General features: G+C 60.9%; 1 protein-coding gene (running past one end of the window). It reads right to left on the bottom strand.

The window, feature by feature from the left end; genetic code table 11:
* Positions 1 to 26934, bottom strand: the 5' portion of a protein-coding gene (locus TBK1r_RS15940) for a CARDB domain-containing protein (RefSeq protein ID WP_145212512.1). 13722 nt of this gene lie to the left of the window's left edge; only the first 26934 of its 40656 coding nucleotides appear in the window; the start codon lies at positions 26932 to 26934; its stop codon lies off the left edge, out of view.

The raw sequence follows: 26934 nt of genomic DNA, 5'->3' as shown, positions 1-26934 counted from the left end.
GACGACGTAGGTGAACGTGTCCAATGCCGTTTCGCCTTCGGCAAGATGGTCAAAGACACCCTGCGGGTCGTAGTCGAACGTGCCGTCGGGACGTAATGAAATCGTCGCGCCGCCGACGGAATGCGAAGCGGTTTGACTGGGATCGACGATCAGCGGTGGCGGTGAGTCGGTGTCGAAATCGTTGGCCAGCAAACCGTTGCCGATGTTGGTCGTCAACAAGCCGTCTGCCGGCACGCCGATGTACACGTCATCGACCGCAGAGGGAGCGTCGTTGGTGCCGATAACGGTAAGCATGATCGGTTGAGCGGCCGAGAAGCCCAGGCCATCCGTGACGCGGAACAAGAAGGTGTCTTCGGTGGTTTCGCCTTCGGAGAGCGATTGAATCGCGACGACGTCGGAGGAGTCATAGGTAAACGTTCCGTCTGGCCAGATCGAAACCGTGGCGCCCAGCGAGCTGGTGACGACTTCTTCCACGGCGGCCAATTCCGGATCCGAGGGCAGATGGTCGGTATCGACGGCACCGGCGAGGAGGGAATCGAAGGTGGCCTGATCGATTACTCCGTCTTCGGTGAGGCGAGCTGTTCCAGGGGCGGCGCTGGGGGCGAGGTTGATCGGGCTTTGAACCCAAACGCTCGCGGTCGATGAATGGGTCACGCCGTTGGGGTCGCTGATTGTGTAAGTAATCCGATCGATCCGATGTTCTCCGGCGGCCAGCGAATCCAACGCGGCGACGCCTCTCGGGTCATAGACGATCTGGTCGGCAAACAGGCCGCTTCCAGACAGTGTGACGGCGGCACCGAGCAGGCTGGTTGCTTCAACCGACGTGATCGCGAGCGAGTCGTTGACATCGGGGTCGACGTCGTTTCGTAATAGATCCGCCAAGGCGATGGTCGACGACGTGCCCGCGCGGGTGTAAAGCGAAACCGCCGTGTTGGATGGTTCGTCTTGGACGGCGACCGGAGATTGGTTTTCACCTTCGATCGTGATCCAAACCGTGGCGGTGTGCAGGCTGAAGTCGGCGGTGCGGACGGTGTAGGTGAACGAGTCGGTGATCGATTCCCCCAGGCCGATTCCGGTGTAAGTATCCGCGGGGCCGAGTGTAAAGCTGCCATCGGCGGCGACCGTGATGCTTGCTCCCCAGCGAGTCGCATCGTCGGCGACCAACACTCCGGTGACACCAGAAGCATCGTTGGCGAGCAGGCCAAGGGAAGCGTCGACGGAGAGCGTCTCGGATGCGTTGCCGCGGAAGTAATCCGGCACCGCGACGGCATCGGTTGCCGAGGGAAGAGCAAGCGACACGGAGGCGTGCCGTGTCGCAGCGCCGTTTGCCAAATCCGCCATCGTCGCGGTGGCGATCGTTTGGGTCGGCGCAGTCGTTGCGGTGAAGCTGAACGTCAGCTCGCCGGTGCCGCTGAGTCCGTCGGCCGCGTCAATGGGTGAGGATTTGATGGCGGAGTCACCAGGCGAGTAGGCGACCGACCAAGAAGCGGGGACGACGAAGTCACTTGCGGTGACGCCCGTGGCCATCGGTAAAGTGATCGCGTCGAGTCGTTTGCTGGTGTTGGCTGCGGCGGTTGCGGTGATCACATAGCGGTAGTCATCGCCCAACGGCGTGACCGAGCTTCGCAGTCCAGCTAGGCTTGCCGTGTCTCGGGTCCAGGTCAGCGCTGTCGGGGCACTCGTTCGGCCTTGATTGTCGGTCGCGCGAAAGTACAACGCGTGATCGCCGTCGACAAACGGCGCGCCATGGATTATTTCGACGTCGGACGATGTCAACACGAACCGATCGGCGGTGGTGTACGCCGTCAGGTCAACGACGCGACCGGAGAAGTTCGGGTCGGTGCTGACTTCGGCGACGGCGATCGCAGTTTCGCTACGCAGTCGCCCTTGAATGCTTGGCGGCGTGATCGCATGGTCGATGACACTCGTGAACGTGAATTCCGGAGGTAAAACGGCTCCGCGTGTGAAGACAACGGTCTGTTCCATTCGGTTTCCGGCGGGGTCTTCCGAACTGACACGAAACTCATTCGAGCCGACCTGCAGATCAGTGATGAAGAAGAACGTGCCGGCGGCATCGGCGATCGGTGTTTCTCGCTGCCCGGGCATCGTGATTCGGCTACCGGGTTCTGCGGTTCCGATCAAGCTGACTTGGGCATCGGTCGTGTGATTGGCCCGCACGCTGCTTTGGTGCAGCGGCATCAATTCCAGGGTGAGGTCCGATGGCGGGATCGCATCGATCGTCAACACCAGTGGCTCCGATGGGCCGGCCACGTTTCCCGCGGCGTCTTCGATGGTGGTGGTGACGTTGTACGTTCCGCTGTCGAGACTCGGTAACGTGTACTGTGCCGCGCCGGTGGAATAGAGTTCGCCGGACAGTGTTCCATCGACGTAGAACTTGACCAATGCTCCCCGCTGGGCAAACACACGCACCACAGGCTCGGTGTTCGACGTCAAGTTGTCTTGATCGCTGTGGCCGAGATCGCTGGACGTCATCAGGTCCGGCGGGGTTTGCAGCGGCGGGCTTTGACGGTCCAGGTCAAACTGAAATTCGGTGGAAGATTCATTTCCAGCCGCATCGGTTGCCCACAGTGTCAGCAGATGGCGTCCGTCAGCCACGCTCTGGCCGGCAATGGATTCCAATGTCGACAAGTCGATCATCAAGGTGTTTTCGACCAGGGCGGCTGTGACATCGAGCGGCGGCGATCCGTTCAAAGACCCGAAGAGCGACACGATCGCCGACGCGTCGCGGACCGTGCCGGCGATCGTCGGATCCTGGGTGCGTCGATCGGTGCCGCTGCGCCCGGTGTCGTTGACCAGGTTCACGTCGAATGCGGGACCGTCGATGTCGACAAAGGTCAAATCGATTTCGACGGTTTGAACGTTGCCCGCGAGGTCCGTTGCCGAGACGACCAGCGGGTTGACGCCTGCGCCGAGACGGACATCATCGATTGTGAAAGCTCCGAAGTCATCGGCGTCGGCGAAGTTCGGTTTCCCCAGGATCTGCAATCGAGTTCCCGGTTCGGCGCGGCCGACCAATGAAACGATGGAGGAATCGGTATGAAGGGGACTGCCCAGGTCATCGCGTCGCTGGGTTTCGTTCAGCCCGATGGCCGGTGCGATGAAGTTGTCGTCAAAGGTGATGAAACGGGCCGCGGTGAAGGGGCTGAGATTGCCGGCGGCGTCGATTGATTGGGCGACATAGCGGTGCCGCCCCGGCAGACTGCGGGTTTGGAGCGAAAGGGATTCGGCAGCATCGGCACGATCGACGACTTCTCCATCGGCATACAAGACGACTTCTGCATCGGTCGCCGTCACGCCGGTGATGAACGTCAATGTGTCGCGGTTGGTGATGCCGTCGCCAAGGGTTCCCGAATCGCTGGCGGTGTCCAGGACAAGCGGAGCCGGGGCGTCCGGGCGTGTGGTGTCCAGCTGAAACGTCAACTCGGCGATTTCCGAAGCATGCCCGACGATGTCGGTCGCTCGCATCTGAACTCGTCTCTCACCGTCGCTCAGTTGATGCCCCGCGATCGTCTCCAGAATGCTGCGCGAGAGCGTGAACGCGTTGTCGCGAAGGGAACCGAGCGAATGGACAAACGGTCCATCGTCGACGCTGATTTGGAAACTTGCGATCTGACTGGCGTCATCGACCATTCCAGATACAGTCGGATCGTTGGTCAATCGATCGGTATCGGAAGCGCCCGTGTCGCGTTCCAGTGCCAACTGGATTTGGGGGGCGGAACGGTCGGGGGCGTCGTATCGTGCCGAGACGTTGGTCTCGATGGCGTTGCCGGCGATGTCTTCGGCAACGACACGAAACCGGTTGACGCCATCGGCAAACCGAATGGCATCGATCTGGAAACCGCCGTCGCTCGCTGCGATGGTTTCCGCGATGGCGGTTTGCGAGTCCAATCCGCGATAGATGCGCACCGTTGCGTGGGCTTCCGTCGAACCTGAGAGGACGCCGGAGTCCGAGTTCAGCGGCGGCAGTTGAAGGTCGGCGACGACCGAATTTGGCGGCGTCGTGTCGATGGAGACATCGAGTGCGGCACCGACGGCGCTGACGTTCCCGGCGACGTCAGTCACCGACGTGGTGATCACGTGATGCCCTTCCGCTATTCCCGCCAACGTGACTTCGCCAACGCCTTGGGGTAACAGAAATTCGGCATGCGGATTCCCATCAACGAAGAATGCCACGTTGGCCAGTTCGGGAACATCCAGAGAAACAACCAGCGAGGTAGCGCGGGTGATTCGATCGGTCCAGTCGCGACCGTGATCGCTGTCCGCAGAAAGCCGCAATTCCGGCGGGACGTCGGGTGCGGTACGATCAAGGACAAACGAAATCGATTCCGCCCGGGACGCATTGTCGTATTGGTCGACCGCGACTAGGGTGAAGGTGACGTTGCCATCGTCGAGTCCCGTGCCGATGGCGTGTTCGATCGCGGCCGCGGAGAGATGAAACGCATCTCCTGTGATCGCACCGGAAACATCAAACGGCCCGGTTGTATGTTGCGTGGAGTGTTCGTCGGATGTTGATGCGACCGTCAAGAACAACCCTGTCACGTTCGATTCGTCGTTCAGCGCGCCGCTGAGGGAAGTTGAGGCAGTGACGGCGTCGGTTTGGTAACGCCCTGTGTCGTCGGCCAAGGTGAAAGCGATCGTGGGCGGGTTGGATTCCAAACGCGGGCGGAACACATTGATGCTGCGCGGTCGCTGGTTGCCCAATGCATCGGCGACGGTGACGGTCAATCGATTGGGGCCGAATCGCAGCGGAATGCCTTCGAGCCGAAGGTCGCCGGCGGCATCGGCGACGGTTGTTTGGAGACTGCCCGCGACCGAGACAACCGCGCCGGGTTCCGTTTTTCCGATCAATGAAATGAAATCGTTTTCGGTCGTCTGATCACCCAGCGTTCCGGTGTCGCTCGCGGGATCCAATCGCAAAGAATCGATCCGCGGGGCGGTGGTATCGATGGTGATGGAAAGTGACGATGACGTTGCGCTGCGATTGCCGGTCGGGTCTTCCGCGGTGGCGGTGAACGAGAACGTTCCGTCGCCGAGTGATCCCAGGTTCAGCGGGAAGTCGACGGGGCTTTGCGCGACACCCAATCCGACTTCACGTCCGTCGCGGTACAACCGAACGATGCTGCCGGTCTCGCCGATCGAACGGATGACGACACGCGGATCCGCGAGCGTCCGAGTTGACGTGACGTTGCCATCGCCGTCCAACAACGTGGGGGTGGAGGGGATCGCCGGTGCGATTTCATCGATTACGAATTCGACATCGACCGGTTTCGACGCGTTGCCGTACCGGTCGACCGCCACGAATGTCAGCGTATGATCGACCGGTGCAAGCGTTTGGCCGGCGATCGAATACAACTCCGTCAATGGCAACTGCAGCGCGTCTTCGGAGGACAATCGATCGACGAGTTCGATCGTTGGGGAACCATCCACGGAAACGGTCAACGAAGCCACTTCGCTGACGTCATCGACGACGAGCGACAATTCTGCATCGGTGCGAAAGGCGTTGACCAGCGGCAATCGGTTGTTCGCAAGCGTGACGCCGGCCAGGATCTGCGGCGGGTCTTGATCGGTCGTGGACCCGAGTCGATTGCGCCAGACGACGAAATCGTGCCGATCGATCATCCCTTCACCGGTCAGGTCGCGATGACGTGCATAGCGTGGGGATTCGGCGTTGGAATTCAGGCTGATGCGAATGTCTCGCCAATCGTCGGTGTCGACTTCGTTGTTACCGTTGACGTCACCAAGCAGTCTGTGGAACGGAAGCGGCAAGAACTCGCTGCCGAACTCCGGTCCGCTAGCCATCGTTTGCAAGCGGTTTGCGTTGCTGGCGATGCCTGCATTGCGGAGCATCAGGTAATATTGATCGTCTTGTCGGATCAATCCGTTGACGTCGATCGTCAGCGTGAACGTGTCTGGATCGTACGAAAACTTCTCACTCGGGATCCTGAGTTTGTCGCCTTCGATATTGGAAACAAAAATGTCTGCCGAGGCGTCGGCGATCCAAGCGTGCTGGTTGAAGGTTACCGTGAGGGTGTGTAATTGCGACCGTTGGACTTCGCCGGCGTTGACTTCGAACCCGCTGATCGACATCGGGTTGACGAACACGCTGCCAACGTCCACCCGCAGTTGTTCTTCGGCGGAGACGGGATCGGCGGATGGGTCAGTGGCCGTGACGGTGACGTTCAGCATCGCTTGCCCAGACCAACCGGCCGAAGGCATCAACTGCAGCTCGTCCAGGTCTTCGAGAGCCAAACGATACTGACCGTCGGCGATGCGGACGCCCTGATTGAGCGTTGCGCCCTGTGGCAAGGACGCGATCGTGACCGTGAGGTGTTCACTGTCGTCGGCATCGGTCGCCGTCGCAGCGATCTGCAAAGGCAGCGGCGTGTCTTGATCGCCCCTGGCGGTGTGGACGACCAACGACGGCGTGTCGGTGATGGGCGTCACGTTGATGCTGACGAAGGCTTCGTTAGAAACGTAGCCATCGACATCTTTGACGGTGTAGGTGAAGGAGTCGTTGCCGGAGTAGTCGGGGTCGGGTGAATAGGTGACGATGCCCGATTGCGTGCTGACGAACACCTGTCCGTGCTCGGCCGGCGTCACGAGGGTCAACGATGCGGGAACCAACGGCGATTCGTGATCGGAATCGTTGGCGAGCACATTCAGGTTGACTGGCACGTCTTCTTCGGTCGTGGCCAAGTCGGTTCGCGCAATTGGCGCGCGCAGCCCACCGGACACCAGGAACACGTCGTCGATTCGTGCGTGACTGTTTGGCTGGGCGAACCCGATTAGATCGATCGACAAGACGGCCAGGGTTCCCGTCGGGACCGCACTGACGTCGATCTGCACCAGCATTGTGTCGTCGGTGAACACGCCGCCCAGGTCTTGTGATGGATCAGAGGATCGGGTGTCGCCGACGGTGACGCCCGCTCCGCTGCGGTAGGTCCCGTCGGTGGCAAAATTGAGTGACGCATCGGTCTGGCCCAGTGGGATCACGCCGACCAGGGGGGCGAACGTCTTGGCATCGAGCAGCCCGATTTCCAACGCATCGGGCGCGCGGTCGGGGGCCGAGGTAAGGCTCAGGTTTGAAATCGTCAGCCGCAGGATCGAGGCATCGTCGGGAACGTAAAATGCTTGGCGAAGTGACGTTCGCTCGGTGGGGGATTCCGACAGTTCCGCTGCGCCGTTGTCAAAACCGACGTTTCCGTTCGTCGTCCAGGCTTCGCCGTCGGCATCGAACCTTCCGTTGCGAATGTCAAACGTCGCCCTGGCCGAGGGCGCCAGCGAAGTCGGTGTGAAGGTCGGGGGATCGACCGAAGGCGGCAGTTCGGGGGCGGGCGTGATCCGGGTGTCGTCGCCGGTGGAGGGATCAACGGGCGGATCGATCGGTGGCTGTGAAGGGTCGCCCGGTGGCGGCGTGGTGGTTGGAAAGTCGGCGACGGTGACAAAGCGATCGTCCCATCCAAGTGCGGCAAAGTCGGATGTGAATCCGAAGTTCGCAGCGAGCAGTTGCGAGTCGGCGATCGTGATTGCGCCGTCGGCATTGAAATCCGCGGCGGCGTCGTAGTTTCGGTCGCCGATAAAACTTCCCATGGAATTCGCCAGTGCCACACTATCGAATCCATCGACGACGCCGTCGCGATTGATGTCGCCTACCACATCCAAATGCAACCGGTAGCGTCCCGCGTCATCGGCCGATGCCCCAGCGACGCTCAGCAAGTATTGATCGGCACGCTGGATCGAAAACAACGCGACCGTCCGATCGCCATCGACGCTGCGGGCGATCGGATCGAGTCCGGCGATTCTTGGCGTGTCGGCGATAAACGGACTGCGATATCGTTCGATGATCGCGCGCACCCAAACGACGTGCTGATCGGTGCTGCGCAACTGGGCGTCGTCGATCGTGAAGGCGTACTGATCGGTCTGGCCGGCGTCGAGTTCGCCAATGATGGGCGATGCGGAAAAATCAGCGGCACGTCCAAGATCCGCCGTCAGCGGTTGGTCGGCGGGGTAGGCGCGATGGTTCCCGTCGAAACTGACCGCGACCGAAAGTGTTTCGCCGGTGTCGGATTCATAGCCATAGCGGTGCAGCGACTGCGCGACGTCGGACACGGAGGCGACTTCGACGAGTCGGCCGGTGTCGTCGTAGCGGTAGTGCAGATCCATCGTCGGCGTGCGGAGCGATGCGATCTGGCCCTGGGCGTTGTGAACGATCGCAAGAAACTCGCCCGAAGGAAGTAAAATGCCGCTGTCGCTGATCTGCACGATTTCGCCGCCGGGCCATTGCTGCCGCGTGATCCTGCCCGCTGCGTCGATCCGTTCGACCCGGCCATCGGGATGCACGAGTTCATAGGCGTCATCGGCTGAAATAAAATTGGCGGGATGGTAGGGCTGGCCGGTGGCCTGGTCGTAATAACGCTCTCCGCCACGGACCAATAATCGATCGATGGATCGCAATTCGTAGTCGACACCGGCATCGGCTGTCCAATTCGGTTTGTAGAAGACCAGCGAGTCGTCGGAAGGAAAGAGCTGAACGCGTTGTGGTTCAAACGTGAACCCGACGCGTCGTCCGTCAGGAAGACTTAAATAGACGCGATCGCCGCCGGACAGAGCCGGATGGACGACTGTCGACGACGCGTCCGCCGCTTCGGTGAAGGCTTGCAACGCAACGTCTTGGAACGTGAAACGCCAGGATTGGCGGAGCGAATCGTATTGACGTGCGATCTGAAAGGTCTGGTCGCCGAACGTGATTTCCGCGTCAACGTCCGTTCTCGTGAAGGCATCGGTTTTGGAGTCCGAGTTAACCTCCACGCCCATGGAGGTCTTTGAGCTGCGTCCGCTAATGTCACTGGCGGTTAAGCGGATCGTGTAAAAACCGTTGGCCAGCGATGCCGGGTCGAGTGTCGTCAACGTCAGATCTTCGCCGGTCGATTGACCACTTGCCAGAGTTTCAAAATCGTCCGATCCGTGAGCGGCGATTTCCAGCGACCATTGGTCCAGGTTGACGTCGTTGATGGCGGCGATCAATTCGGTCGGCTCGGTGATGCGTTGGGAACCATCAAACGACAACGCGACTTGGGGAGCCTCCTTGTCGGTGGCCGTACGGACTCGCACCGTTTCGGTGACGGTCGCGACAAAGCCGTCGACGTCGATCGCCGTGGCAACCAGCGACGTTTTCCCCGGGGAGCCGGCGAGGATCTCGGCGCGGCCTTGTTCGTCCAGCGTGACTTCGCCGCCGTCGTAGGTCAGTGACAAGGACTCGATCGGCGCAACGCCGTCGGCGATCACATCGACTCGGATCGTTTGTCCCGGCAATGCGGGGAAACTGGGCGTGGTGACAATCCGAACTTCGGGCAAACGAGGTGTCGCGACCGACTCGATCACCAGATTGTGTTTCGTTTCCGCCAATCCGTCGCTCGCTCGGACGTCGACGACGTAGCTGCCGAGTTGGCCGGGTTGGGGAATCCACGTGATCCGACCGGTGGATGCGTCCAACGCCGCCCCGTCGGGTAAGCCGTACGCCGCGTACGTCAGCGTGTCATCGAAATCAGGATCAGACGCGGCCAAATGGAAATCAAGCAACTCGCCGACAAGCACTTGATGGTGTCGGCTTTCGATCGTTGGCACTCGGTTGACATTGTCCACCACGATCGGGACGCGGATCGAATCGGATGCGTTTTGTGCATCGGTCAGCGTGAAGACAACGTCGTGGACGCCAGCTTGGTCGAACGCCGGTTGCCAGCGGAACACGCCGCTGCTGGGATCGAATAAGGCTCCGTCGGGCAACTCGTCGGCGGTCAACGTCAACGGTCCGCCATCCAGGTCGTCGCCCGTGATTCGAAATTCCATCCAGACGCCTTCACGGGCGTATTGCGGCGCGGGGAAGGCGAGACGCGGGGCGCGGTTGACGGGAACCACGTCGATGGAAAACGATCGGGTGTCAGATGCCGATCCATCGGTCGCAACGATGTCGATGGTGTACGAGCCAGAATCGTCAAACGACGGTGTCCAATCCAACACGCCGTCGATCGGATCCAGCGTCGCACCGGGGGGCAGATTCGACGAGGTGTACCAGATCGCATCGCCATCGAGATCGTTCGCGATGAATTCGAGCGTCAGCGTCTCGCCTTCATCCACGATCGCATCGGCAATCTGGTTGAAGACCGGAGCGGTGTTGTGATCGCGGACATCGATCACGAAGCTTTGCGAGGACGAAAGCGTTGCCGCCGCGCCGTTGTTTCCCGAATCGGTCACCGTGACGGTGACGTCGTAGGTTCCGGTGTGGGCCGTTTTCGGATCCCAGTTCAACAACGCTTGGCCGTACGACCCGGAGTCGACAATGCGAGCGTCCGCGGGCAAGCCGCTGAAGGTGTAGTGCAGCGGCTCTTGATCGATGTCGGCCGTCGATAGCGGCAGTCGAAGCAAATCACCGGCCAAGACCACGATCGACGGAACAGGCGAAAGTTGTGGCGGATCGTTGGCGGATTGGACCGTGACGACAAAATCGTATTGCGTCGTTTCGATCCGTCCGCGGCCGTGACCATTGCCGTCGTCGCTGGCGATGATCGACAGGGTGTAGCTGCCCCGCTGGGCGGTTCCCGGCGTGAAATGAAAGAAACCTGTTCCGTTGCCGTTGTCGCTGAACGTCACGAAGTCCGGCAGCGGCAATCCCGGCAACCCGCTGGCCGCGGTCAGCGTGATCGCATCACCGTCCGGGTCAATCACGGCGACGGGGAGATCGACCACGTCACCGCGCGACAGGACAACGTTTTCGATCGGATCGATCAGCGGACGTTGGTTGACCTCGCGGACGGAAATCGGAACCCGGGAATGAATCGTGACGGGAACCCCGGTGCCGTCGCCGTCATCGGTTGCTTCGATGTGAACGGTGTATTCGCCCGCTTGGTCATGATTCGGCGTCCACGTCAGTGTCGCGGTTTCGGGGTCAAACGATGCCCCGTCGGGTAAACCGACCACGCGATAATCTACCGGTGAGACCAGACCCGGCGGAAACAGTGCGCCCTCGCTGGTGCGAACCGGTAATCGAAACTCTGGATGGTCGGGGTCGAAGGCGAACACTTCCATCACCAGCGTTTGGCCTTCGTCGATCGACCAGCCGTGCATCGATTCGAACACCGGTGCTCCGTTTGCGTTGAGCACGTCGACGACGATCTGGTCGCTGGTGGATTGGTCGCCCGCAGTGACCGTGATCGGAATGTTTCGGGTTCCCGCCTGATCAAAACCGACGGCCCAACGCAACGTTCCGGTATCGGCATCTAGCGTCGCACCGTGGGGCAGGTCATCGCTGGTAAACAACAAAGCGTCGCCATCGGGGTCGCTTGCCGAGACACGATAGGTCCAGTGGTCGCCTTGGCGGAGTGTGAAAGGCTGCGGTGTCTCGATCAGCGGCGGTCGGTCGGCATCGGCAACGACGAGATCAAACGTGTGCCGGGTCGTGTTGACGCCGTCGCTGGCGAAGAACGTCAGGTCTCGGTAAATCCCCGACGCATGTTCACCAGGCGACCAACGCAACGTCCTCTCCGACGCATCGAAGAACGCGCCCGGAGGAAGGTTGTCGGCCCAAACGTCGATCGTAGCATCGTCGCGGTCGAGCACGTTGACGGGAACGACCAGAGTTTCGTTCTCCGTCATCGAGGCGTCGGCCGGCGGCGAGATGAACTCCGGCGCCTGATTGCCGCCGGCAACGGTGACTGTCCATGTTTGAGACGTGAAGCCGCCGCGTGAGTCGAAGGCATACAAAACGACGCGATTCTGCTCGGCGGTCTCGGCGCCGGTTTGCCAATCGATGAATCCGCTGTCCAGGTCGACTTGCATCCCGTCCGGTGCTTCATTCAACCAATACACGACTGCGTTGGAATCCGGGTCATCGGCTCGGGCTTCGTATCGATAGACGGACCCTGCGACGACGTGCTGCGGCGGTGTGGAATCGAATCGGGGACGCAGGTTTGGCGACGCACTGGCGAGAAAACTGGGCGCGAAGTTCGCGTTGATGTTTCCCGGTGCCAACCAGCGAATCGTCTCGGCCGTCGTCGACTCACTGGAACGCAGCCGAACACCATCGGGAACGTTGGCGGCCAGATCAAAGAACCAGCGCCCATCGGCCGACGGCGTCGCGGGTTGCCCCGGAACGGCCTCAGCGGACGACACGCCGGTGCGTTGCCCGTCGGGAGTGAGCACTAATCGGGCCGGCAGAATCAGGTCCTGATCGCCGCGGTTGATGATCACGACGTCGTAAGTGATCGATTGTGATTGTCGATCCAGCCGCGTGCCGGACAGTTCGATGTCGACGTTGGCCGAGAATTCGCTGATCGTGGTGAAGTGGATTTCATAACCCGCGGCGAGCGAGAAACCGCCAACGCTCTCGATGCCTTTGCCGACATACAGCGTGTGCTCGCCGACGGAGAATCCTTGGGCAAACAGGTACGCCGTCCGCGACGCCGCGTCGTAGCGGACCTCGGTGATCTGTGGAGGCTCGCTGCCATCGGTGCGAATGGCGTAGTTGCCGGGGTTCAAGACCGAATGCGGCTGCGTGACCAGTCCCGTGAACATGTCTTCGCTGAACGTCACACGAAGCAATCCCAACGGCAGGGCGACGACCGTTTGCTGGGCGGGGTGGGTTGCGATGAGTTCGGGGACCGCGATCGGGCTGAGCACGTCCACCGCATCGGATTGGCTGATCAATACGCGGCCGTCCCGCGTCGTCACGACGACGTCGCCGCGGCTGCCACCACTGGCCAGCGCGACGCGCCGCAGGCTGGCGACGTCGACCATCGTCAGTTCGCTGCCGGTGTTTGCAGTGCCGGCATTTGCAGCGTCTGAGTTGTGCGAGACGAACAACAGGCCGGCTAGTGGCGAATCGTTTTGTCCAAACGCCAGCGAATCGATCGGCGTCGTGAACGACAGCAGCGTTTCGGCGCGGCCCGAGGGCAGAAACTTCAACACAGCGTTTCGCTCCGGCCATTGCACACCGTAGAGCGTCCCGTCGTCGGCAAACGCGAGACTTCCGACACGCAGGTTTTGATCTCGACTGAATCGTGAAAACGTCCCGTTGTCCGGATCGAATCGCTCGACGCCGTAGCGGGATCCGACGAGCAGGTCACCCGAAGCCGGATCGATGGCCAGTCCCATCGTCAGTCCGTCGCCGTATTCGGCCAGCAGACTTCCGTCGCTCGGGTCGAGTTCCAACAGTGGGCCGCCGCCGGTGGTGGCCCAAAGTCGTCCGGCCGGGTCGAAGCTCAAATTGAAGATCGGATGATCCAGTTCGGTCCAAACGCCACCGGCTGTTCCGCCATCGGAGGTGAAACGATAGAGTTGATTCCGGGCCGGGCCAGCGCTGACCAAGATGTCTCCTTCGGGCGTTTCCGCCAGCGCCATCGGGCCGATCTCCGCAGCCGCCGCGGCGCCGACCGTCACATCAAAACCGTCGGCGAAACGAGCGGCGGTGAACGGTTGCAGGACCTTGTCAAAGGCCGCGGGGTTGGCGAGTGACGCTGGTGTCGGGACCTGACGTTCGGCGGAAGCGAACAGCGGGTGGATCGATGGCGTGGACGTTGGCTTGGCGGGTTGTCCAAAATTCGGAATCGTCGTTTCCTCCACCCAGGGCAAGACGCCCAGCGACGAGGTCGAACCATCATCGTCGGCGGTCGCTCCCGATGGCGGCGTTTCCCGGTTGCCGGCGCGGTCACTGGCCAGGGCCAAGAATTCGTAGCTCGTGCCGACGCGACCGATCCACACTTCCTCGCCGCCGGCGGTTTGTAGTTGCCGTTTCCAAAGCTTGAACGCGCCGCCGTCTTCGGCCACGTACAGGCTGACATGTTTGAAACCGCTGCCGCCGTCGTCATCAGCAACGTTCCAGCGGACGACAAAATCGTTCCGGTCGTTCAGCGGTGTGACGTCGATGTGGCTGGTCGGCGCGACGGAATCGACCTTGTACGCCAGATCGTCGGCATCTTCCGGAGGGGCGTTGTCCAGGAGGACTCGGGCTCGCGCCGTCACGACGTCGCCGGTTTCGGCCGAATCGGCCAACTGCACGCTGTAGCTGACGAACCCCGCACCTTGACCGCGGGCATTGTTCGGTGGCAGCAATCCGCCGTCGGGATCCGAACGCACTTCGCCGGTCAGCGGATCAATCGCCTGGATCAGCCACGTCGCCGCATTCGATTGGATGTCGACTCCGCCGCTGACCCGCACGTTAATACCGAGCGTGTCGCGGAAATCAAAATCACCTTGGTACAGCGATCGTCCGCCGGGCATTCGAATCGTGATGTCGCCGATCTGGATGTCGCCGAGTCGAAAGCTGCGGGGATCGACGGCATCGTCCAGCGGCACGACCACTCGCACTTCGTTGGCGTCGCGGGTTGTGTTCGGATCGTTTTGAAAGTTGACGGTGAACGGAAGCGGCTCACCGGCGGGTACGAACCCGCCTGTTTCCAGCGTAAACGGTCCGGTCTGCGAGACAGTCCCCGAGTGTGCGTCGGCTTGTTCGTAGTAGCCCTGCAGATTGAGCGGAAAGAAGACGTCTTCATCGTTGGGCGTGATCCCCGTGATCTGATACTCCGCCGGAATCCCTGCGCCGCGATTGGCGAATGGAACCCAGGGCACATAGACACGCATCGTTTGAAAGTGCGTGTTGGCATCGAGCATCAAGTCATAGTCGTCCAAGGTCGGCAGCGCCGCGACCGGATTGGGACTTTGCAAGATGCCCAGAAAGGAGAGCGAATCCGAAGTGAAATTGACTTGATTGGGTTCGATGGGGGCTTTCAGGGACGCGTCATGTCCGTACCATCGCCGCACGTTGTCAAAGAAGTCCGACAGGTCTCCGCTGGCGATGATCTGGTCGCCTCCGGGGCCGGTCAACACACCTCCGGCAAGGGTCGCCATCAAACTGGCCAGTTCCTGATCGCGGCGCGTCGGCGGGATGGCGTCGACGGCGCGCAGACGTCCGCTTTCGGTCAGATAACTGACATAGAGCGATTGCCAGGCTTGCGGATCACCGGCCAGATTGACCAACGCCGCATCGGCGTCGTTATCGTCCAGAATCCCTTGACGCAGTCGGTCCGCTTCATCGAGCGCGTGCTGCAGGAACTCGTCGCGAGTCATCGTGGTCGCCGATGCGACGACATGAAATTGGAAGGGGATCAGCGGCTGAATCAACAAATCCGGCACGGCACCGAAGGCTTCCCAGACCAGAGCCAGACCGGGCGAGATCTTGTCGAGCGACGACGGTCCTTCCGCCAAAAAATCAATCGCCGCGTATGCGGGAATCGCATCGTAGATCTTTGCCTTGAACGCCTCCCAGGCGTGATCATGCAGTTCGCGTAAGCCCGGGTAGGTTTGGACCTGGAAGGTGAATCCGGCGAAGCCATCGGCGGGTTGGTCGAACAGATACCCGCTGGCGGTCAGATGCCCGTCAGTGTTGACCGCCGAATCGAGTTCGGCCCAAGGCAGATCGGCAAGTGCACCGTCAGGGCCGCCGCGCAGGTTGGACGAAAAGTGGTTGTAGGGCAGGTTGTAGACGTTTTGATTGCTGCCCAATTCGGGAATGCCGACGTTGTAAAACACATACGGCGCATCGACGTTGCCCGAGTTTTTCAGCGAGACACCATACGTGCCGTTGTCACCGGCCAAGACGAAGCGTGGACCGCCGATGCCGACAGTCACTTCGGGCTCGATCGTTCGTTCGATTTGAAATCGATACGGGACGACGGCAACGTCGCCGCCGGGGTTGATCACCTGGACGTCGTAGAGTCCATGAGGCGCGTCTTGCAGATCAAACGTGACGATCAACTGCGAGGCGGAAACGTAGTTCTGGCCGGCGGGAAGGATTTCGGCGAAACCGGGGCGGACCAGTTTGACGATCGCGTCGGGATGAAACCTCGCGCCGGAAATCGTCGTCGTCACAAAACCCGAATCGCCGCCGATGTCGGTTTGAAGGTCGGTGATCGCCAGCGGCAATAATTCCGCCAGAATCTCCACGGCCGAGTCACCGCCCTGGGTCGCAAACGCACGAACCAAAACGTAATAGGTGCCTGCGTCGGTCGAGGGGATGATCGTGGCTGGCGTGTCGGTGAGGGCGCCGCCGGAATGGGCGTCAAAGGAGCTTGCGGTCGGCGACTGATTGTGTCGAAGGAAGACTTCGTAGACCGAATTGTCGTCGGCATGGACCGTGACTCGCAACGCGCGATCGGGTGGCACGTCGACGGCGAACAAGGTTTGCCGGCCGGTTCCCAGCGTGGTATCCAGCGGAACGTCCAACGTCAACGAAGGCACGGTCAGTTGCATCGTCGATGCCGACGCGGTCTGGTTGTTGCTTTCGCCGACGTCCTCGTAAACTTGATCAAAGATGTCGGGGCGGACGATGGCTCGATAGTTGCCCGGCGTCAGCGGCGGCGTGATGACTTCCAAGGTTGAGGTGTAGCTTTCACCGGGTGCCAGCGTCCCGCGAAATTCGGCACGTCCGGCCGCCGCGTCATGAATGTCCCACGTCGCGTCGCCGCTGAAAAACAGACTGTCGGACCAACGCCCTGAAACCGTCACGTCGCTGGTGTTGGTCACCGTCCACTGGATTTGCGTCGGTGTGCCGGCGGTGACATCGTGCGGGACCACGATCTCGGTGACTTGCAAGTCCACCGGATCGGGCAACTCGATGACCATCGGTGTTGCCGAGGCGGCGGCATTGTTGCGCTCGTTTGGGCCTTCGAACACATCACCGGTCGGATCAAATCGATCGGGATCGCTGATCACGAACAAGTAGTAGGGACCGGTCAGTCCAGCCGGCAACGAAACGGAGGTGTTGTTTTGGTAGGACGCGCCGGCCGCCAAGCCACCGTTGTGTTCTGACGATCCCAAGTAGAGGTCGCTGGCCAGATCCAAGAAGGTGTCGCGTGAAAGGTACAGCAGGTCGGTCCAGTCGCTTTGCCCACCAACCGTGTCGCCGCCGTGGTTGGTGACGGTGTAGTTGACGTCGATTTCTTGTCCGCGATCCGCTCGCGCTGGACCGCTGATCGTCGAGACCTGCAAGTCCGGCAGATCGGACAGGCGGATCGATAATGCTCGCACGGCGATGTTGTTGCCTTCGCGTTGATACTCCGAGACTTCACCGCGTGCCGATTCGCGGGCGGCTGACGACGCCAGATCCCACGGCGCGAGCACGCCGGGAAGTTCAAACTCGATCCCGACCCTTCGGAATCCGATGTCGCTCGGCCGTCCCGAACGGTCTTGCTTGGCCGCGGAATCGGTGAACAGCAGCAGATGAAACTCTCCCTCGATGCCTGCGGGGATTTGGAACGACAGACGTCCGGTGTAGGACTCACCCGGCTCCAGCGAACCGAGGCGCGACGTCGATGCAAGTTGCGTATCGAAATTATCCAGCGACGCGTCACGGGAAAGAAACACACGGTCCGACCAGGAATCGACGCGTGTTTTTCGGGAACCCGTGTTCTGGACCGTGTAGACCAGTTCGACGGTTGCGCCTGAGGTGGTGGATGCGGGGACTTGAAGTTCCGTGATCGTCAGATCGGCTTCTTCGTACCGGATTGGTAAGTCGGCGCGGGCGAGGTTGTCGCCGGGATCTTCATAGGCCCAGTGCCCGAAATGTGATCTCCAAACGTCGTTGTCGCCTTCGATGGCCGAAAACCAATCGGTCAACAGCAACCGCGATTGATAGGGGAACAGCAGCGGCGATCGGTCGTTGTTGGCATTCAAATGAACCCACAGCGAATAATCACCGCCGGTGCCTTCGGGCAGGGTCGTGGTGAAGCTGACGGTGTAACGGTCGCCCGGATCAATCGTTTCGGCGGGCGCGTGAATCGAAGCCCCCAAGTACGATGCCCGTTCGCGGATGAACGTGCTGTCGGGCGAGAGCCACAAAAAATCTTTCCAGTACGTCGTGCCGCTCCAGACCGGGTGCTCGCCGATGTTTTCGACGGTGTAGCGAAACGTCACTTCTTCGCCAGATTTGGCGTCGGTTGGCAAGTCAAACTCGACGACTTTCAAGTTTGCCGCTGCGGCATGGATGGTTGTCGCCACCGCAGTGACATTGTTCGTTTCGTCAACTTCCTGGACGGGGGTGAAGGACTCAGACGAAGTCGACGCACCGGAGAAGAAGCCGGAACGATCGATCGATGGCTGAGGCGGCAAGTCGTCGTCGGTGATGACAACGATGTATTGTCCGCTGGCGGCTGGCGCGAGGTCGACATCGATCGACGCGGTGTAAGAGGCGCCCCTGGCGAGCGGCAACCCGCGACGCTTTTCGCCCAACAGCAACGTCCGGGCGCCTTCGGCCTTGGGGTCGGGATGGTCGCTCAGGTAAACGCGATCTAGCCAAGCTCCCGTGTCGGCATCTGCCAGTCCACGGTTGTCGACGGTCCAGCTGATCGTGACGGAGTCGCCTCCGGTGGCAACCGCTGGTGCATTGATTTCGCTGACGACCAGATCGGGCTGAGCCCCGAGCACCTGGATCGCGCGAGCCTTGTAGTTGTTGTTGTCAATGTTGTCGGGGTCGTCGGGATTGTGGTTCGACGCCAACATGTCTTCGGGAACCACGTCCAGCGGGTCGATCCAAGGCGTCACGTACCATGTGCCCGATTCGAGTTGCCTTGGGATGCGTATCGTGATGGAAGTCTCGTAGCCGGCCAAACGGTCCAGTGATCCAGTGTGGGTGGTCGTCTGCAACAGCAGGTCACCCTGTCCGGGGTGGGGGCGATTTTTGTCACGCGTCAACCAAACGTTTTCGGTCCAGGTGTCGCCATGCGTCGCACCGCTGCCCCGATTGGTCACCGTGTATCGCACGGGGATCTCGGCTCCGGCAACGACTTGACCCGGCGCGATGACATTGCTGACCACCAGGTCGGCCAGCGGTTCGGGCTCGATGAAAATCGATTGGTAGCTGATGTTGTTCTGGTGGTTGGGCCATTCGGCGATGTTGTCCGTGGCGTCGGTTTGCACGATCACGTAGACGTCGCCGCGGTAACGGATGGGGACGACCAAGCTGCCGGCGTCGCTGCTGTAACGCTCGCCGGCGGCCAGAGCCGAACCGTTGTCGAGTTCACCGATCAGAATGTCCGCCTGGTCGACCACAGTGTCGAGCGACAGGTAGACGCGATCGATCCATTTCGTTCCGGCCGTGCCGACGGCGCCTTGATTGACCACCGTGAATTGTGGAGACAGCGTCGTGCCCGAGGACAGTCGCTCGGGGATCGTGATCGAGTCGACTTGCAAATCGGGGCGGGAACGCACGTTGATGATGATCGGCTCCGACTCGGTGTTGTTAACGGCGCCGCTGCCCTCGTAAATCAACTCTTGGAAATTCGTGCGAACGAACAGATTGAAGACGCCCGCGGACTGGATCGGAATGCGAATCGCTTCATTGCGTGTGTAGCGTTTTCCGGGCGTCAGGGGATCGACGAACGGAAACGTTCCCAACTGGATGATCTGGCCATCTGGATCACCGGCCGATTGCAGGTAAATGCGGTCGATCCAGCCACCCGACGCTGAACCGAGCCCGCTGTTGGTGACTGTCCAGCTGACATCCAACAGCGTCCCTTCTTCGGCCACGTCGGGTGCTACGACTTCACTGACGATCAAATCCGGTGACGGCAACAACGTGATCGGAAACGCACCGCTGGCCACGCGATTGTTGTCGTCAAAGATGAATTCGAAGGGAGCGTTTTCTTTTGCCGTGTGGACGATCACGTAGTGATCACCGGACAAGCCGTCGGGCACGATGAAATGGCCGGTTCGTGTATAATTGTCGCCCGGTGCGATCTGACCAAAATGCTGGAACCGAACTTCGCTGCCTTCGATCGGCTGTGTTCCGGCGGGGTCCTCAGCCAAGTAGACCACGTCGTACCAATCGCCACGGTTGGTGATTCCGATCCCGGTGTTGTCGACCGTCCACGTGACGCTGGCGACGGATCCGGCGTTGACGGGTTGCGGCACGTCAATGTTGCTGACGACCAGATCGGCGAAAGCGGCCGGCATGATGTCAATCGAATCCGCGTGGGCGATGTCGTTGTTCGATTCGTTGCCGTTTTCGAAAACGTTACCCCCAGAGTCACCATCTAAGAAATCACTGCGCACCCACAACGCGAATCGCCCGCTGGTCCCGGGCGGCAACGTGATTGTCTCGCTGCGCGAGTAGTCACCGCCCGCTTCCAAACCTCTCGAGTGCTCAAACGTCGCGATCACCAGGTCATCATCGTCGCCGAGGGCCGCGTTACGGCTGAGCACAATCGCATCGGTCCACCGATCGGTCAGCCCGCGGCCGGTGCCGACGTTGGCCACGGTCCAGTCGACGGTCAGTTGCGTGGGATCGCCGATCACCAGCGTCGGCGTGCTGACGTGGGTCACCGTCAGGTCCGCGTATGGCGACAGCGTCAACTCGATCGCTGCGGTCTGCAGGTTGTTCGCTTCACCGGCCGAGCGTTCTCCCAGTTGTCCCAACGCATCGGTCACGACCAACACGTACTTGGCACCTTGAACATCGATCGGCATCAACAGTTCACGCGTCACGCCGCGGGTTTGCTGGGGAGCGAGCGGCTGGTTGATTGCAAATTCGTCAAGCAGACGATCGTCAGCGGAGACCGTTAAATCGTCCGACAGGTAGATGCGTTGTTGCCAGGCCGAAGCGAAGCCGGTGCCTTGATTGACGAATTTGAAATTGACGGGAAGTGTTTGACCCGAGTTGGCGGTGGCCGGGACGTTTAGGTCTTGGACGATCACGTCGGGATGGTCGATCCGGATCGTGCTGCCGACCAACGTATTGTTCGACTCATACGGGCCTTCGAACAAACGATCGGTGTCGTCGGTCGCCAAGATGATCCGGTAGTCGCCGTCCGGTAAGTCCGGCAGGTCGACCGTCATCATCGACAGATAGCTCTCGCCCGGCGCGACGGGTTCGGCTTGAAAGACGCCGCCGACCAGATGTGAAAATCCGCTTCCCGCGGTCGACTGCAAGTAAATTCGATCAAACCAGCGATCGGGTGTCGCCGCGTCGCCTTGATTGACCGCGGTCCACGTGAACACACTCGGTGTCCGGGGTTGACCGGTCGCCGGCCCGCTGACCGAGGTCGGCAGCAAGTCGACCAGCGGCGGAACCGTCAAATGCAGCGGCGCCGAGACGAACGTGTTGGCTTCGTCGGTCTCATGAATCTGGTTGCCGTCGTCGATCGATGCGATCAGGTAATAGGTCCCCGTTTGCAGCGACTGGGCCAGCGGTAGCGAAACGTTGATCTGGTTCGCGTAAGAATCGCCGGCGAAGAGGGTTATGTGATGAACCGATTCGTCCAGCAATAGATCGCCGGGGTCGAAAATGCTGTCGGTGGAAAGATAGATGCGATCGGTCCATGAACCGCCGCCGGCAGTTGCAGTACTCGCGTTCTTGACGTCGAACAACAAGGGGACTTCATCGCCGAATTCGAATTCGGTGGCGACCGTCGGCAGAACGCCGCCGACCAGCATCAGATCCGGCAGCGCCCAATGCAAGTTGCCGGACCATCGGTCGTCGTTAGGTTCCCCGTTGGTCTCGTCTCCATCTTGATTCATCGGGTTGCTGACCCAGTCGAACACATTCGGCCCGATGGCGAGCGAGTAGTCTCCGTCGGCGTATTGATTCATCACCGGGCGGACAACGAATCGAGTGTTCGATGCGTCCAGCGGTACGATCGATTCGACCGCGACCGAAGTGTCGGCCGGTCCGACGAGTGCGATGTCATCGGCGGACAGCGAATCGCGTTCAATCGGCTCACTGAATTCGATGACGAAAAACGGTCCATCGGGAGCAACGGCACTGTCCGAGACAGTGACCGAGAGGACTGCGGCGCCGCTGGAAAACCCGGTCACAAATTCCAGCGAAGTAGGCGACAGTTCTGGCGAAAGGATTTGGCTGCCGAAATCGAGGCCGGCGTAACGAGGTGAACCCCTTCGAGATGCGTACGTCATCACGACGTAGCTGTCACCGGGTTGTGGGGCGTACTCGTTGACGCGGTTGGTTCGGATGATGCCGTCGAGCGTCGCGGCGCCTGTGATTTTGAGTACGTCGTGCTGCTCAATCGGCGTCAGTCCTCCGACGTCGAAGTTCAATTGTCCGCCGCTGAGAAGCGACAACGAACCGTCCACGACCAGATGTTCTTGGGGATCAACGATTCCGCCGACAATGACGTCTGCTCGCACCAGACCGTTGCCGGTGAGAACCGAACCCGATTCGAGTGTGAACTTGCCGACCAGAAATCCGGCTTCGCCCGCCGTCACGTGGATTCCGCCGAGCGATGCGCCCGACGCGTCGTTGCTACCCAGATCGATGGTTCCTCCGTAGCGGGAAAGCACGCTGGAAAAACGGTTCGAGCCGGTCAGCGTTCCGGAAGAATGGTCGATGAACGATTGCAGACCGCCCAGATCGATCCCACTGCCGATGCCTTCGCCAAGCAGTTCGATCCGCCGCTGGGATGCATTGCCGACATCGGGGTCTTCGATGGTCTGCACGCCGGACAAATCAACGACTGCGCCGGACAACGCTTCGATGAAGATGCGAGAGTTGTAATCGTCACCGTTTTGGATCGACGTCACCGCGGGCAGATCGAGGCGACTGCCAAACCCTTCGGCGCGCAGCGTCGCGCTTTGATTCGGCGCCGTCGTCTCGTGTTTGATCGATGTGACGGCGGGCAACGAAAGCGTCATGCCATCGCTTGCGATCAGCGTTGCCGAGTCGATGTTGACCAATCGTGGTGCGTCGGCGGTGCCGCCGCCCTGGACGAAGAGCGATCCGGCGGAAAGATCTGTCAGCGTGGGAAGCGATGCGGCGTGTCCGACGATCTGAATGGCGGTGCCGGCGGCAGAGGCGAGAGATGCGAATGAAAGCGTTCCGCTGCCGGCGGCCTGCAAGATGCTATGGGTGGCATCGACGATCGATTCAAACGAAAAATTACTTCCCTCGTCGGCGACGACGTGCACACCAGTGATTTTCGATAACGCAGGTGCCGCGATGGTTCCACCGCGGGTGACGGTCAAAGAAGAGTGACCACTCGCGGCGCCATGAGAGACTGGAGACTCGCCGATGTCGGTGATGGTCGTCAGGGATAACAAATCGATGACGCTGCCGGGGCCGTCGGCGGTGACGTGAACGCCGCGGCCGGAGGTGTTTCCGGTGTCGGGTTCAGAGATTTGCGAGGCACGCGCCAGATCAATCGCTCCGCCGTCACGGGCGTCGACCGACAACGAGGATCGAAAGTGCGTGCCGCCGTCGATCTGTGTCAGATTGGGGAATTCGAGGCGACTACCGAGACCGGATGCGACCAGCGTTCGCGTCTGGTCATTGTCGGTCGACGCGTGCGAATAGGACGTCACCAGGGGCAGCGACAATGTGATGCCATCGGCGACACGGACGCTGGTGCCATCAATCGTCGCCAGCAACGTCGTATTGATCCGGCCACCGGACCTCAATTCCAATCCGCCACCGGTCAAGGTCGTCAACGCATCGCTGTCGATGAAACCGTTATCGGCGGTGAAAAAGGTTTCGCTTGCGGACGTCAGTGCGGGCAAGGCGACGGATCGATCGGAAACTTGCAATCGCCCGTGATCGAAGCGGGAAACCGTCTCGAGCGGCACGTCACTCAGGGCGTCGACAACAATGGCGACACCGTCGAGTGTGGTGAGTGAATCGAGTCGCATGGAGCCGCCGTCGCGGGCGACGAGATCGGAATAGGACGGCGCGTCGTCGGCAACCGTTGCCCGATCTTGAAAGGACGTCAACGACCGCAGGTCGATCGTACTGCCGGTGTCTTGAGCCAAAATCGAAACCCCGCGGCGTGCGGTGTTCCCCTCGGAGCCATCGGCGATCTGCGTCACGGCCGCGAGGTCGACGTGCCCACCGGAATGGGCTTCGATCCTTAACCGGTTGCCATAGTTTGTGCCTCCATGGATCGATTCCAGCGACTCGAACACCAAGCGACTGCCGCGGCCTTGAACGATCCAGTTTCGCTGCGTGTTGTTGGCCGTCGCGGCGACGTCGTAGCGGCTCACGTGTTTGAAGACCAACTCGGCGCCTTCATCGACCCGCACGTTGCCACCGTCGATCGATTGCAGGCCCTCCACGATCAACGAGGCATGAGGGCCTTCAACGGCCAGCGTGCCGCCGTCGCCTAGATTGAATGGTCCGGTCAGTGTGGACTCGGCGGTGACGGTTAATGATCCGCCGATGAGGTTCAATCCGCCGGGACCGTGGATGCTGCGAACGACGTGGTCGCCGCTGATCGTGGCGGTGGCACCGGAGACCGAGAGTTCGACATGATCGAAGATGCCGGGGACGATGCCGGCGTCCCAGTTGGTCGGGTCGTTCCAGTTTCCGTCGCCGCCGATCCAGGCGATCGTTTGGAAGGAGGGAATGGATTCCGGGGGTGGCGGGGCGTCGTCGGTAGACGCGGTTGCCCGTAGGCTCGCGCCAAACGGCTGATGCTCGTTTGATATCAGCCGGTTCGCACCAGCGTCCGGGCCCGTGTGCTCGGGTGCCCGTAGGCTTGCGGCAGGCGGTGGACCGATCGGCTCCGACGTCACCGTTGTATTGATCACCGTTGCCAACGCGGGCGCAGTGATCTGGCCGCCTGCGGATTCCGTCAATGCCGACAGGGCGTTTCCATTTCGATCGATCACGTTTGCCAGTGTGTCGAGTTGAACGAGCGATCCCGAACCATCGGCGGTGAACGAAAAACGACGACCACTCGTGTTGCCGTTGGTCGGCTCGACGACTTGAATCACGTTTCGCAGATTTACCGATCCGCCCAGCACCGCTTCGACATCCAGGCCGGTACCCGATTCCGTCCCGCCGCGGATCCATCGCAAACCGGAGAGATCGATCTGGCTGCCCGGTCCCTCAGCGATCCACGAACGAATCGAATTGATTTGTGTCGTGGCGAGATCGTAGGATTCGATTTGAGGAAATGCGATTCGTGTTCCACCGTACGCTTGGAAACTCGAACCATCGATGCTGCCGACGCCGGGCATTGCGACCGTGGCGGCGGAATCGGTGACCAGCGTGTTTTGTTCAAACCGCGTGATTTGGTTGAGCCGTGCATCGGTCGCTGACAGAACGAGTCGCGTGCCGGTGATCGTTTGCAAGGCATCAAAGTCACTGGGGCGGGAATCGATCGTGATGGCACTGTCTTCGATCGTCACCAGCTTGGCGACGTCGATATCGCCGGCAGAATCGATCGTGGTCTGCGTACCACGCAGATTCGCGAGCTTGGGTGCGATGATCTCACCGCCGCCGCTGGCGTCGATGCTTGAATGCTGACCGGGGCCGCTGCCATTGCGATCGACGATCGAAATCAATGCGTCGAGTTCGATGCGGCTGTTTAGACCCGATGCGGTGATTTCGAACGAGCGAAAGTTCAGGTCGCCGTGGGGCTCGTCGATCAGTTGTTGGACGGCGGGGAGTGCAATCACGGCGCCGTCGTCGGCTTGGATCACGTGATCGTTGTTGTATCCCCAGCCGCCGAGGATCGACGACAAGTTGGGCAGTTCGAGTCGTGAGCCCGCACCGCTTGCCGACCAAGAGCGATCAATGCTTGAAGCATCGCCGAGGTGTCGATAGCCGGTGACGCCGGGCAGGGATAGCGTTGCGCCACCGCGAACTTGCAAATCGGTTCCGTCGATGTTCGTCAACTGTGGCGCGGCAAAGACGCCGCCGCTGTCGATGGCGATCGCTCCGTCACGCAGGCTATCGATCAGCGGCAAAGCAAGCTGCGCCCCGGCGATGTCAAACTCGGACCGATTGGCCGACGCAAGTTGCGACAGCGTCAGATCGTTGTCCCGGAGGATCAATTGTGAATCGATCAACGTTTGCAACTGAGTCACCGCAAGACTTCCCGAACCGTCAAGCAGGAACTGTGTGCCTCGGGCATCGGTCAGGGAGCCGATCTGGATCGAAGCGCCGTCGGTTGCGGAGAAGCTTGTTCGCTGGTCGGCGACCTGGTCCGTCACCGTCGCCAGGGCGGACAGGTCGATTTGGCTGCCGGCATCTTTGGCGACGAAGGAAAACGAGCGGCGGCGCGTGTCACCATCGACCGGGTCGATCACGGCTTGAACGCTGGACAGATCGATCACGCCGCCGTCGGCGACTTGAAACAGGGCGCCGGAGTTGTAGTGCGTCGCGCCGGTCAGCGAACGCAAACCGCCGAGTTCAAGCCGGCTGCCGGTGCCGGTGGCGAGGAACTGTCGCGATTGGTTGTTCGCCGTCGATTGGTGCCGATAACGCTCGGCCGACGGCATGGAGATCACGCCGCCGGCGCGGGCGGTTAGACTCGCCTGGTCCAGGTTCACGTCGCCGTCGACCCGCAGGTTGGCATCGGTTCCGTCGGCGACGAGTGTCATCGAAGACCGAAGCAGCAGATCACCTTGGACGTGCAGGTTGCCCAGGATCAGGAATTGGCCGGCGGCAGCGTCGATGGTTAGGCGATCGGCGATCGTCGCCGCAAGCGAAGACTGCTCCGGCGGACGCAGCGTGGCATCGTCGAGCATCAGTTCGTCGACCACCAGCGACGTGGTCTTTAGTTCTGCACCGACTAGATGCAGTTGTTCGCTCGAAAGGATCGACACGACGTTGGTGTCGGCATCGATTCGAATGATCAGATCATTCGAAGAATCTTCGATCGTGACGTCGTCGAAAGCGGTCGGCAGCGCATCGCTGTCCCAATTCAAGGGGTCGTGCCAACGGGTTCCGTCGCCGCCGCCGTCCCACTGGACGGTCGCCAGCAAATGACGGTCTTCGAGTTTTTCAAACGGTGATGGAATCAACCGCTGGCTGATTCGCTTGCGGGCTAACCGTGCCGCTTTGTTGCGACGTCGATTGCGCAATTGGTGTCCAAACCCGTGTCGCCTCTGCGACCGATCCTTTCTGCGTGCCAT

Source organism: Stieleria magnilauensis (assembly GCA_007753675.1).
Taxonomy (GTDB): Bacteria; Planctomycetota; Planctomycetia; order Pirellulales; family Pirellulaceae; genus Stieleria; species Stieleria magnilauensis.
The sequence above is the reverse complement of the archived record's forward strand: the minus strand, read 5'-3'. Positions and strand labels throughout refer to the sequence as shown.